Source organism: Aquimarina agarilytica ZC1, assembly GCF_000255455.1.
Taxonomy (GTDB): domain Bacteria; phylum Bacteroidota; class Bacteroidia; order Flavobacteriales; family Flavobacteriaceae; genus Aquimarina; species Aquimarina agarilytica.
In genome coordinates, this window is sequence record NZ_JH621256.1 from 64,599 (window position 1) to 76,874 (window position 12,276).

At 32.5% G+C, this 12,276-nt stretch carries 11 protein-coding genes; 3 read left to right on the plus strand and 8 right to left on the minus strand.

The annotated features are described in order from the left end of the window. Window positions 1-204: 204 nt before the first annotated feature. The 8 genes from KQA_RS0208080 to KQA_RS0208115 form a co-directional block, all read right to left on the minus strand. A complete protein-coding gene (locus KQA_RS0208080; RefSeq protein ID WP_010179916.1) occupies window positions 205-1,977 on the minus strand; it encodes a cytochrome c biogenesis protein in 1,773 nt (590 codons plus the stop codon). Next, window positions 1,974-3,371: a cytochrome c biogenesis protein ResB gene (locus tag KQA_RS0208085; protein WP_040396207.1), complete on the minus strand. Its 1,398-nt coding sequence runs from the start codon at window positions 3,369-3,371 to the stop codon at window positions 1,974-1,976. The genes KQA_RS0208080 and KQA_RS0208085 overlap by 4 nt, the downstream gene beginning before the upstream one ends. 27 nt (window positions 3,372-3,398) lie before the next feature. Beyond that, the gene (locus KQA_RS0208090) at window positions 3,399-3,785 is read right to left on the minus strand and encodes a hypothetical protein (RefSeq protein ID WP_010179918.1); all 387 of its coding nucleotides are present in this window, start codon (window positions 3,783-3,785) and stop codon (window positions 3,399-3,401) included. 3 nt (window positions 3,786-3,788) lie between these two features. Beyond that, window positions 3,789-4,505, minus strand: coding sequence for a cytochrome c3 family protein (locus KQA_RS0208095; protein WP_010179919.1), 717 nt, complete (start codon window positions 4,503-4,505; stop codon window positions 3,789-3,791). A 15-nt stretch (window positions 4,506-4,520) separates the two neighbouring features. Beyond that, complete coding sequence (locus KQA_RS0208100) at window positions 4,521-5,558, minus strand: ferredoxin--NADP reductase (protein WP_010179920.1); 1,038 nt, start codon at window positions 5,556-5,558, stop codon at window positions 4,521-4,523. A 22-nt stretch (window positions 5,559-5,580) separates the two neighbouring features. After that, the gene (locus tag KQA_RS0208105) at window positions 5,581-6,063 is read right to left on the minus strand and encodes a hypothetical protein (protein WP_010179921.1); all 483 of its coding nucleotides are present in this window, start codon (window positions 6,061-6,063) and stop codon (window positions 5,581-5,583) included. Between the two features lie 61 nt (window positions 6,064-6,124). Continuing rightward, on the minus strand, window positions 6,125-6,967 hold the full coding sequence (locus KQA_RS0208110; RefSeq protein WP_010179922.1) for a c-type heme family protein: 843 nt from the start codon (window positions 6,965-6,967) through the stop codon (window positions 6,125-6,127). A gap of 410 nt (window positions 6,968-7,377) precedes the next feature. Then, on the minus strand, window positions 7,378-8,214 hold the full coding sequence (locus KQA_RS0208115) for a type IV pili methyl-accepting chemotaxis transducer N-terminal domain-containing protein (protein ID WP_010179923.1): 837 nt from the start codon (window positions 8,212-8,214) through the stop codon (window positions 7,378-7,380). Between the two features lie 267 nt (window positions 8,215-8,481). Between KQA_RS0208115 and KQA_RS0208120 the strand changes: the two genes are divergently transcribed. From KQA_RS0208120 to KQA_RS0208130, 3 genes are all read left to right on the plus strand, one after another. Next, window positions 8,482-9,864 carry a CmpA/NrtA family ABC transporter substrate-binding protein gene (locus tag KQA_RS0208120; RefSeq protein ID WP_010179924.1) on the plus strand — a complete coding sequence of 461 codons (1,383 nt, stop codon included), beginning with the start codon at window positions 8,482-8,484 and terminating at the stop codon, window positions 9,862-9,864. A gap of 238 nt (window positions 9,865-10,102) precedes the next feature. Beyond that, window positions 10,103-11,188: an ABC transporter permease gene (locus KQA_RS0208125; protein ID WP_010179925.1), complete on the plus strand. Its 1,086-nt coding sequence runs from the start codon at window positions 10,103-10,105 to the stop codon at window positions 11,186-11,188. A gap of 100 nt (window positions 11,189-11,288) precedes the next feature. Then, complete coding sequence (locus KQA_RS0208130) at window positions 11,289-12,152, plus strand: ABC transporter ATP-binding protein (RefSeq protein ID WP_010179926.1); 864 nt, start codon at window positions 11,289-11,291, stop codon at window positions 12,150-12,152. The last annotated feature ends 124 nt before the right edge of the window (window positions 12,153-12,276 follow it).

Below are 12,276 nucleotides of genomic sequence, written 5' to 3' on the forward strand. Positions count from 1 at the left end.
AAAAGGTACTAAGCCTTTTTTTTATGTTCTGTTGTTAAATCCGAATTAAAAAACTATTTCATCTATAATCGATAGCAAATACTAACGTAAACTGTACTTTTAAATTAACCATAGTACACTAAAATATTAAGAAAATACTAGTGTTTATAGTACGTTATAGACTCCCAACGAAGTTATAAGGGCTAAACCGAGCTAAAGAATGGATTAAGCAATCAATTTTAATTTTTTCCATTTGATTTTAGAAATAAAAGCCAATACCATTAGTGATGGAATTACGATATATATCCATGTGGGAATGGGAACGGGATCACCTTTTGCATAGGAATGTAGTCCCGAAAGATAATAATTAACACCAAAAAATGTCATGATTAAGCTCCCTAAAGCAAACAAGCTAAACACATTGTAAGTGTACAGGTGATTATTTTTAAATATGATGCGAATATGCAATACAAATGAATAGATAATTATACTGATCAGTGCCCAAGTTTCTTTTGGATCCCAGCCCCAATACCTTCCCCATGATTCATTAGCCCAAACGCCTCCTAAAAAAGTACCTATGGTAAGCATGAATAATCCGATAGTTGTTGTTTTTTCGTTAATTCGAGTAAGTTCAACAATCTTAGGCATAATTATAGCTTTTTGTTTTGTGTTCATGAGACTTATGCAAATAAGTACAATAAAAGCTAAAAGTGATCCCATAGTTAAAAAACCGTAGCTTCCGGTAATCACAGCCACGTGTATCATTAACCAATACGATTTTAATACAGGAACTAAATTGGTAATTTCCGGATTCATTAAATTTCCATGGGCAATCCCCATTAGGCATACTGCTATAAGTGCAGTTGAAGCGGCAGGTAATTTTGTTTTAGTACTAAAAATAATCCCAGCTAACAATCCTACCCACGAAATAAAAATAGTGGCTTCATATCCGTTACTCCATGGAGCATGGCCCGAAATATACCAGCGTAAAGCAATACCAAAACCATGATATATAAAAATTAAGACTAATAAGCTTAAGATGATAGTACCACTAATTTGAATCCATTTTTTAGTGTAAAAAATTTCAGAAAAACCTACAATGAGCAATAGTAGTCCAATAAGGCTATATGCCATCATGCTCCTAAAAAATATATGTTGTTTATTATAGCTTATTTCCCAGCCTATTTTTTTTTCGGAAAGTAAAAAGTTTGGAGCATTCTTTTTTTGAAACTCATTAATAATGGCAACTGTTTCATTTGCATCGTCCCAATTTTTTGTAGTTATACCAGTTTGTAGTTGGTTTAAATAACTTGGAATTAGTTTGTCATAAACCAATTGATCGTCACCTATAAAATGGGTATTTTCTTTAGGGGCAAACCATTTATTATTAGTATCCGTTGGGTTAGGGAATACTCTAAGGAATTGTCCATTAAAAATGGCCCAAATAATATTTAAGCGTTCGTCAATTTTTATAATATTTTTATCTAGGGTATTTCGCTTTCCTTCAGCTTTAGCGTAAGCATCGGCAACTAATTTTTTTAAAACATAAGTTCCATTAAAGTCAAAGAATTGGGCAGGTTTGGCATAACCTTTCGGCGAAATAGGGATCAAGTTGGTAAGCGTGTCGTTTACCGTTTTTTCAATTTTAATGCAAGGTAACAATTGCCATGAATCTGGTTTGAATTGCATTCCTAAAAAAACTTGGGTAGCATTTAGTTTTTGTTGTTGATTGGATTGATTAGTGTATTTAAAATCATCTTTTCCGTATATTTTTCGCACTAAATCAAGTGCTAAAGTGTGTACGGGTTTTATGCGTCCTTGGAAATCTTGAATTTGAAGTTTTTCAAAATGTTCAATATGAGTTGTGGCAATAAGTTGGCGTTCTATTAGCTCATAAGCTTGTAATTTATGAAGCTGTTGCGCGACAATACTTTGAATTTGAAAACTAAATATAAGTAGCAATATGATGATTACTGAATGGGTGTTATTTGTTTTCATGATAGTTTAGTTTTAGGGATGAAAGCAAATAATTTAGAGTTCCATAACAAGCTACAGATCATACCAAGGGCAAGTAAAGCATAGCCGATGTAGGTAACCATGGTGCCCCATTTATCATGGTTAACGGAAAGAATAGTACCGCTTTCGTCGGGTAAGTAGGCCGATTGAAAAAAACGATAACCTTCATAGTCCAACACATTATTCATAAAAATTTGGTAATCTAAGGTGTCTGTTTTGCTGCTTACTTGTAAGTCACTGTAAAAAGCCGAAGGACTATCGGAGCCTGGGTAGCGCTCCAAAGTAAAGTCTTTTAGTTTTACCGAAAAAGGCAAGTAGATTGGACGTGATCCATAACGGAGTTTTAAGTGGATATCATTAATAAAAAGTGTGCTATTTGGATTCATATAGCCTTTACCACCAAACAATGTGAGTTCCTTTTTTTCATTTCCGGAGCTTACCTCTAGTACAATGGCCGATTCTGGATTTTTAACTTTGGGATCAATTTCATTTTGGATTAATTGGCGTATTTTATTTTTTTCGACAGCCTTAAAAACAATAGGGACTTTATCAATTTCACTTAATGCTCTAAATTTTAATGGCACTAAACTATCTTTAGGATAAAAGCTAGATTTGTTTTCCAACATGGAAAAGTAATTGGTCGTTTTAGGGAAAGCGACTAAGTATACAGAGTCGGTTTCTTTGATATAAATTTCATTTTTAAATTTTTCTTTAGTGTTAAAAGCAACATCAATTCCATAAAAGTTTTTACGAGTCCCTTTTTTTAGGTAGAAATCTTTTCGTTGCGCTTCATCGGCAATGACTAAGTGTAAATAATCAGTGCCATTTTTAGCTTCATTAAGCACGTATGCAGCCCTAGGAATGTATTCTTTTAGGTGGATATTGATTTTTTTTTCATCAAAATAGTAGGTTTCATTAATACGATTAAAACCAAGTTGACTCATTAATAAAGGTTTGGGGCTGAAATTTTTGGTTAATTTTTTATTTCCTGCTTGTAGTTGTAAAAAACTATCAATACTTAAAATACGATTGGTACTTTCTTTTTCTTTAATAGTGACTAAAGCTTCAAAGCCGCGATATTTGGTAATACCAGCTCCAATAATTATGATAATAAAAGCCAAATGAAATAAAAGTAGCGGAGCTTTTTCCCAACTAACTAAATTGTATTTAGCAATATTTCCCATAAAATTTACACCGAGTAAAACAATGACAATTTCGAACCATTTGGCTCCGTAAATTAGTGCCTTGCTAGTTTCGGTTCCGTAATCATTTTCGATAAATGTGGCGGTAGCCATGGAAAGCGCGAAAAGGATTAATAAAAAACCAGTAAGTCTAGTTGAAAAAAAGAAATGTAATAGGGAGTTGATTAGGCGCATATAATTATGTAGAAGGGGGGTATAAGGCTATTTCTTCATGCCTGTATTAATCCAAGAGGCAATTAACGCAATAGCACAAGTGTCTATTTTTTGTTTGGCTCTATAAGGCATAGGAATAAAACCTTTTTTATGTGTTAACGAACCCATTAGTAAACCGCTTTCAGCCATTTTCTTTAAACTTGGGTAATCGTAAATTTTATTGTGAGAAGCTTTTGTTTTATATGATTTAGCATCGTGACACTTAAAGCATTTAACTTCAATTATGGGGGCAATATCCTTTGTATAGGTAACATTATCAGAAGTTGCACATACGACTTTAGGTTTTTTGTTACATCCAATGCTAAACAATGCAGCAATACTAATGATGAACATTAATTTGAAATAGGTTGAATACGTTTTGTACGGTGCTTTCATAACTTACTTTTTATATTTAGACTTGACTTTTTTCCACTCTTCTTCACTTAAGGGAAGGTGCTTCTTTTTTTGAGCAAAAGGATCACTTCCACCAGCTAAATAATCTTGTATTTTTGTTAAAGGAATAGTATCCTTTATTTTTTCGGCTGTTTTGTATACATGATTCCCATGGAAATCATGACATTGTAAACAGGTGCTCCATTGTTCATTTGCAATTAATTGACTATGTGGAACATCAATAGGATCATTTTTCACCTCAAGATCATAGTGACAATTTACACAAAAATTAGCATCGGCAAGAACCACACGTGTGTCATTGTGCTCTCTATGGCAAGTTTCGCATTCGGTTGCATTAATTTTTGCAATTGCATCTTTAAATTTTGGTTCTAAAAACCGATGTGTAGGGTGTCTGTCATTTGGACGATCATGACATTCTAAACATTTGTTATTATCTACATTTTGGGTACCAAAATCCACTTCTTTTTTACGCGCTCCAAAAGTGTGAGCAATATTAGCTTGTAATTGTTGCATTACATTTCCTTTAGCATCTGTATGGCAAGCATTACATGATAAACCTTCGTGACCTGTATTCATAGGTCCTAAGCTTAAAAAATCTTCTGCAGCTTTTTGAGGTAGAATGATAAAAATAAGCAGTCCAATGCCAATCCCAATTAATGAGCCTATGTATTGTCTTCTTCGTAATGGATTTTTATTAAACATAAAATAGTGTTACAATTATTGAGGAAGTGTTAATGCTACATTTTCTGAAGTGGGGAAACTAATACAAGTAAGTACATATCCATCGGCAATTTCATTTTCGGGCAATAAATGTCCATCTAACATTTTTACACTTCCGGAAGTACATTTAGCTTTGCAAGAGCTGCACATTCCAGACCTACATGAATACGGAATTTCGACATTACTATCTAAAGCAGCTTTTAAAATAGTTTCTCCTTTTTTTACAGTGATGGAAGATTGAAATCCAACACCACTTATGGTTACGGCACTTGAGTCAACACTTTCGGCCTCCATTTTTGAAAGATCCGCAGTAAAGGCTTCTAGCATAATTTTATTTTCTGGAACACCATTTTTTTTAAGTATTTCTACCGAGGCATCCATAAAACCTTGTGGACCGCAAAGCATAAATTTCCCTTTGCTGTATGTAATATTTTTTTCTTTTAAAATAGTAGTTAATAAGTCTTCATTCAAACGTCCTTCGTAGTAATCTTTTTCCGGGCTGTCAATACGTTCTAAAAAGTGTTTTACAGAAATACGATTAGGATATTTTTGAAGTAATGCTTCTAGTTCATTTTTAAAAATGATGGTTTGCTTACTTTGATTGGCATAAACAAGTAAAATACTTGATTTTGGTTCTTTTTCTAAAACAGATAGAATAATAGAATATATGGGAGTAATTCCACTTCCGCCAGCCATTAAAACGTATTGGTGTGTTTCTTTTTTATTAGGAATAATAAAAAAGTTCCCCATAGGTTTGTCAATTTCAATCTTTTGACCTTCCTTCAACTCATTACAAATGTAATTTGAAACTAGTCCATCCTTCACTTTTTTTACCGTAATGCGTAAAAATTTATGTAACCAAGGACTGCTACTTAATGAATATGATCTGTTTTCTATTTTATTTTCAACAGGAACTTTTAATGTTAAAAATTGTCCAGGTTTATATTTTACGTTACTAAAAAAACCAGGTTTTTTAAATACAACACTAACAGCGTCATCTGTTTCTTTTATGATTTTTTCAACAGTTAATAACATTTTCTAGGGATTTATGTGTTAATTATTCGTAATAGAAAACTACACCTATATGGAATAGTGATACAAAAGTGATAATTACCGAAAAGGCAACATGAGTAATCATCCAAGTTTGGAAAACCCAATTTTTTTTGGATTTAATAATGTCAAGGTTAATAACCCCTAATAGCATATTAGCAAAAAATAAATAGGATAGTAAGGCCAGATAACCGTATCCAAACTCCATTACATGAATGTAAAATAGGATAGGAGAAAAGGCTCCTATCCATTTATGAATTTTGGTTAATGTTACCGAGTATTTCCAAAAGCGTTTCCATACTCTGGAGAGGGTTAACACCCATTGAAAAACAATAAGTAAAAAAACAGCTAAACCGGACCAACGTTTATACATTTGATTGTGCTCCTGTAGCTCATAAAGCCATTGCCATTTTACAGGTAAAAAGTATTGTACTATGTAAAGCACGAATAAAAATATACCGATGTTTAAAAAAGAAAATAGATGTTTCATTACTTAATTTGTGCCTAACATTATTTAATTCCAAATTACTGGTGATTCCTTGTGTAAGGATTTAGTTTGAAGCTACTGGAGCTCCTTTTTTAACAAGTACTTCCAATGATTTGTACGATGTTAGTTTTCTAACACTGTCAATAAACACTTCGGCAGTAGGTAGGTTAAATCCTTTGGAAGGCCATAATTTTCCAATGTTAGGTTTTTTGCTATTTTTAAAGTTTGCAATTTCGGCCAAGTAAGCATTATAAACGGCTTTGGTACCATTGCGGTAAGCATTTAATACACCAATGGCTTCTTTGTATGACAATGAATCAGAAGGGTATTGCCAAGTTGTAGCTCCCATTACATCCCCAAGTTTCCAATCTTTTTTTGTAGTGTTTTTATGATCGTTATGGCAGTTTACACAAGGAGCAGCCATAGCCATGTCAGCAAACATTGCAGTATGTAGTTTTTGAGATTCATCATAAAAAAATTGAGGTTTTTGGTTTGCCTTAATTTTCTTAAATAATTCAGCCTGTTTACCTTCTAGTTTGTTTGATGCATTAATAGGAAAGTCTGAACCTAAATAAAGACCCAAAGGAACACTACTCTTTCTAATGTCAGAGGAAATTCCTCGTAAAAACAATGCCGGAAGTGGACCAGCTTCTACTTCATCATCTTGCCAATCTTCATCAAACTTTAAACCTTGTTTTTTTCCAGCTCCTACAATACCTTTAGTATATAGTGTTCTTGTAATATCATTTTCGGCAGCAACCATTTCGAGTATCTCTTCAACCGAAAAGGCTTTATTACTACTTATAGCTTCTGAAGAGCTTTCTTCGGGTATAGTACCTCCACATGAGGTTAATAGTTTAGTGATAGCAATTGCGATAACTACTTTACTTAATTTTGGCTTTCTCATAATTATAATGAATTTGATGGATATTTATGTGAACTACTTTTAGGGAGTATTTACATTATTTCAACAAAATTCAAATTGTAAAACCTTTATAGTATAAATAGAAAGTCTATTTAATACACCTTATAACTAAGTATTAATACTTAGTTATTTTTTGTTAAATATAAGTAATTATGAAAGATTATCAGTTAAACAAAAAGGAAAAAAATTGATTTTTTTTAATTTTTATTTGCAAATAATTGTTTTTTAGATTGTTGTATTTATTTTAAAATACTTAGATAAATAAGAAAGAAATACTAAGAGCTATGAGTTTATAGGATAAACAGTATGCGGTTGTTTTATTAGTATAAAAAAAGCTTCTATTTTAAATAGAAGCTTTTTTTTTATAAGTGTGTTTTATAGCAAAGTAAGTGTTACAAAGAGGTGTATTGCCCAGTGATTACGTTGTATAAATTAGTTATTTTGTTACTAAGTACCATTATTTTCGAAAGAGGTAACTTGTTGTTAAAAAAGTCTCTCTTATTATCTTCTATTTGATTAAACAAAGAGAGTACTTCACCAATTTTTTGCTCAATAGTAAATGTGTTCAAATCATTAATAAGTAGTGAGTTTAATGAGGTGTTCATTTCATTATAAATTTTTTCTACTTGAACACATAATCCTTTAGCGTTTAATTTTTCTTTTTTATACAGTCTACAGGCGGTGTAGTACATGCATAGGCGTTGTGATAGCATACGTTGTTTACCAGCTATATTTACTGTTTGCACTTTAAGTTGTTCTGAATCACTTTCGTTAGAAAATTCCTTACTGTATTTAGATTCTTCTTCAATAGCTAAAACTAAGGTATGGCAGCGTTTAAGAAGTTCATTAGAAACTTTGATTATATTATTTAGATTGTTCAAGGATCTATTTTCAAGTGCGTTTTTAAAAATTAGCCATTGTTCGTTTTCTTTTTTTACTGCAGCGCGTACTTTTAAGGAGGTGTCTTTGGAGTTGGTTTCTAAAATTTTAAAATTACGTTCAAATAACTGAATGCTCGAATTGTATTCGCTATTTACTTCACTGCCGTTTGCACCGGCTAATCTTAATAGAAAAACCTTGGTAATACGTTGTGATAGCATACGTTGTTTACCAGATATGTTAGTAGCTTTTTCGTAACTAATATTTCCAAATTTTTGATCATTTTTTGCGTAGCCTAATAATGTAAAAAATAAAAGTAGGATTGTTAATAGGAATGGAATTTTTTTCATCTCTTCTTATTTGGGGGTGAAACAATATAATATATACGTATACAAAACTAAGTAATACTTACATTTATTCTAAGTATTTTTTTGTTAAATTTTAAAAAAAGAGTGTTTATGGAGGTTTTATCATTTTTTTTAAAAAATTAATAGGTTTTAAATATCTATTTATCAATTATTTAGAAATTAAGTCAAAAAAAATACGTATTAACTAAGTATTTATACGTAGTTAATACGTATATTTGTATTGTTGAACAGAATTAATCAATTCCATTTATGAAAAAAACATATTTACATATAGCGGCAGTTTCTTTAACAGCTATATTGGCATCGTGTGGAGGTGAAAAGAAAAAAGCTGCTACGACTGTAGCTACTCCAGAACCAGAATCAAAAAGCACCCAATTAGTAATAGAGAAGCCTCAATTAAAGTTTGGTTTTATTAAACTTACAGATATGGCGCCTTTGGCAATTGCTAAAGAAAAAGGCTTTTTTGAAGATGAAGGTTTATTTGTTTCGGTTGAAGCGCAATCAAATTGGAAAAATATTTTGGACCGTGTAATTGATGGTCAGTTGGATGGTTCTCATATGTTAGCAGGTCAGCCAATTGCAGCGCAAGCAGGTTTTGGTCGTCAAGCAGCATTGGTTACTCCATATTCTATGGATTTGAATGGTAATGGAATTACAGTTTCTAATGATGTTTGGGCAAAAATGAAGCCTAATGTTAAAAAAGGAGCAGACGGAAAGCCAGTTCATCCAATTTCGGCGGAATCATTAAAGCCTGTAATTTCTGAATATAAAAAATCTGGAAAAGCATTTAAAATGGGTATGGTATTCCCAGTATCTACGCATAACTATGAAATTCGTTACTGGTTAGCTGCGGCTGGAATCAATCCGGGAATGTATACTGCAGAAAATATTCAAGGACAAGTTGATGCAGAGGTGTTGTTATCAGTAACTCCACCACCACAAATGCCTGCAACTTTAGAGTCGGGTACTATTTATGGATATTGTGTGGGTGAGCCTTGGAATCAACAAGCTGTATTTAAGGGGATTGGTGTTCCTGTGACAACAAACTATGATATTTGGAAGAATAATCCAGAGAAAGTATTTGTAATGACAAAAGAGTTTACGGAAAAATATCCAAACACTACAGTAGCTATTACAAAAGCTTTAATTAGAGCGGGTAAGTGGTTAGATACTCCAGGGAACAGACCAGAGGCTGTTGAAATTTTATCAAGACCAGAATATGTAGGTGCGCCAGTTAAAGTATTAGCAAATTCTATGACAGGAACCTTTGAATTTGAAAAAGGTGATAAAAGAGAAATGCCTGACTTTAATGTATTCTATCGTTACAATGCGACTTATCCTTTTTATTCTGATGCTGTTTGGTTTTTAACACAAATGCGTCGTTGGGGACAAATTCCAGAAGCTAAGCCAGCTGATTGGTACTCAAGTAAAGCAAAAGATATTTACAAGCCAGAAATATGGAAAAAAGCGGCTGAATTATTAGTGGCAGAAGGTAAAATACCAGCATCGGATATACCACAGACAGATGGTTATAAGCCAGCTACTACAGAATTTATTGATGGAAACAAATTTGACGGTAAAGATCCTATAGGTTATATCAATAGCTTTAAAATTGGTAACAAGGATCAATAATTTAGGGAGTGTTGAATTTTTTTAACACGGAATTTGGAGGGGTTGTAATATGCTCCTCCATTTTCTAAAAAAAATCAATTGCCTAAATAGTGTAGTACTTTTAATTCCTTTTGGAATCATATTAAATGAGGTTTACCTCAAACAATTATATAAAAATTATTCACAGTTAATGTGAAGATGAAATTTAGAATTCAATACTCGATATCCAATTAGATATTAATCCCTAAAAGAATATATTATGAAAGATAAATCGATCAATCTTTTAAACTTCATTGGTTTAGGAATTTTTGAACCAGTAATTAGACTTGCAAGCGGTGAAGAGGTTAAAAAGAACCTTTCACAGTTAATGAAAAGTGTCTTATTTCCGATACTTTCCATTTTTCTGTTTTTGTTATTATGGCATACCGGAGCGAATGCTTTATACAACACAGAAAAAGAATTTAAAATAGAAACAGCTAGATCTTCAGGGGGTGAAGCAGCTGTAACAGCAGAATTAGCTCGAATTGAAACGGGAGAAAGTTCTATCAATTCATTACCCTCGCCAGTAGCAGTTATTGGAGCCTTTAAAACGTTAATAGCCGATCATAAGGAGATTAGTGCTAAAAAATCAGCTTTTTTAGAAAAAACGGCTGTTATGAATGAAAAAAGAGAAGCGCAAGGTTTAGCACCAATAACATATACAGGAAGACCATCATTTATAGATCAAGTGTTAACTAGTTTAAAAACCGTATTTGCAGGGTTTTTTCTAGCCTTGTTTTTAGCTGTCCCTATAGGAATGATTTTAGGTTTAAGTGAAACATTAAGATCATCATTTAACTGGTTAATTCAAATATTTAAACCAGTATCACCAGTAGTTTGGTTTTTGTTGGTATACATGATTGTAAAGTCACTAACCTTAACTTATGATGGTGATGTGTCTTTTATTATATCATTTATAGCTGTTGGTTTGTGTGCTATGTGGGCAACACTAGTGAATACAACATTGGGAGTATCCTCAGTAGATCAAGACTATATAAATGTCGCAAAAGTATTAAACCTAAGTGTAGGTCAAAAAGTATTTAAAATTGTATTACCATCAGCATTTCCATTAATTTTTACGGGTTTACGAATTACAGTTTCTGTAGCTTGGATGGTACTTATTGCTATTGAGTTGTTATCTCAAAGTCCAGGTTTAGGAACTTTTGTTTGGGAAGAATTTCAAAATGGAGCAAATGATTCAAATGCCAAAATTATAGCAGCTATGTTTGTTATTGGTCTTATTGGTTTCTTGTTAGATAGATTAATGTTTTCTGTACAGAAATTAATGACATTCACTGAAGCTTAATCGGTTATTGGTGATCTGTTGCAAGTTGTTTTAAATATTCTTTTTAAGAATTATTATTGTCAACTAACAGCTGATAACTGACAACCATAAACTAAAATTTATGGCAGCACATATAGAATTAAGAAATGTATCAAAATCTTACGGAGAAGGTAATGATCGTGTGGAAGTGTTACGAAATATCAATTTAATTATTGAAGAAGGTGAATTTGTAGCCATTGTTGGTTTTTCGGGTAGTGGAAAAACAACATTAATAAAATTAATATCAGGCTTGGAGTTTCCCGATGAAGGAGAAGTTCTTTACAAAGGGAAACCTGTAACAGGACCTAGTTTAGATAGAGGAGTTATTTTTCAAAATTATTCATTGCTACCTTGGTTGAATGTAAGGAATAATGTGGGAATGGCTGTAAAAGAGAAATTCAAGAAATGGACTAAAAGTGAAGTAGGATCACATGTTGAAAAATATGTGGATATGGTTAGCCTTTCTCATGCCATAAATAAACTGCCTAAAGCCCTTTCTGGAGGAATGCGTCAGCGTGTTTCGGTAACTAGAGCTTTATCATTAAGTCCCGATGTAATTTTAATGGATGAGCCATTAAGTGCTTTGGATGCATTAACACGAGGAACCTTACAAGACGAGATTTTAAATATTTGGAGTAAGGATAAAAAAACAGCTTTGCTTATAACAAACGATGTGGATGAAGGCATTTATATGGCAGATCGTATTATACCCTTACGTCCAGGTCCCAAGGCAACTCTTGGTCCCGAGTTTGTGGTAAATATTGAGCGTCCGCGTGATAAAACAGAATTGAATAATAATGATAATTTTAAAAAATTACGTAATTCAATTTTAGATTATTTAATTAAAATTGGTGCGGAACGTTCGGCTAAGCTTACAAAGGAGTATAAATTGCCCGACCTAAAGCCGATTCTTAAAACGAAATTGTTACAAGGAACAAGAGCTTAATTTTTGAGAAAGTACTATTCTTAAAAAAAGAAAATCCCGTAAATAAATATTTACGAGATTTTTTTGAGCGGGAGACCAGGTTCGAACTGGCGACATTCAGCTTGGAAGGCTGACGCTCTACCAA

Excerpts from the sequence above, each read along its gene's own strand:
- KQA_RS0208080 (WP_010179916.1), bottom strand. The coding sequence starts at position 1,977 with ATGAAAACAAATAACACCCATTCAGTAATCATCATATTGCTACTTATA.
- KQA_RS0208085 (WP_040396207.1), bottom strand. The coding sequence starts at position 3,371 with ATGCGCCTAATCAACTCCCTATTACATTTCTTTTTTTCAACTAGACTT.
- KQA_RS0208090 (WP_010179918.1), bottom strand. The coding sequence starts at position 3,785 with ATGAAAGCACCGTACAAAACGTATTCAACCTATTTCAAATTAATGTTC.
- KQA_RS0208095 (WP_010179919.1), bottom strand. The coding sequence starts at position 4,505 with ATGTTTAATAAAAATCCATTACGAAGAAGACAATACATAGGCTCATTA.
- KQA_RS0208100 (WP_010179920.1), bottom strand. The coding sequence starts at position 5,558 with ATGTTATTAACTGTTGAAAAAATCATAAAAGAAACAGATGACGCTGTT.
- KQA_RS0208105 (WP_010179921.1), bottom strand. The coding sequence starts at position 6,063 with ATGAAACATCTATTTTCTTTTTTAAACATCGGTATATTTTTATTCGTG.
- KQA_RS0208110 (WP_010179922.1), bottom strand. The coding sequence starts at position 6,967 with ATGAGAAAGCCAAAATTAAGTAAAGTAGTTATCGCAATTGCTATCACT.
- KQA_RS0208115 (WP_010179923.1), bottom strand. The coding sequence starts at position 8,214 with ATGAAAAAAATTCCATTCCTATTAACAATCCTACTTTTATTTTTTACA.
- KQA_RS0208120 (WP_010179924.1), top strand. The coding sequence starts at position 8,482 with ATGAAAAAAACATATTTACATATAGCGGCAGTTTCTTTAACAGCTATA.
- KQA_RS0208125 (WP_010179925.1), top strand. The coding sequence starts at position 10,103 with ATGAAAGATAAATCGATCAATCTTTTAAACTTCATTGGTTTAGGAATT.
- KQA_RS0208130 (WP_010179926.1), top strand. The coding sequence starts at position 11,289 with ATGGCAGCACATATAGAATTAAGAAATGTATCAAAATCTTACGGAGAA.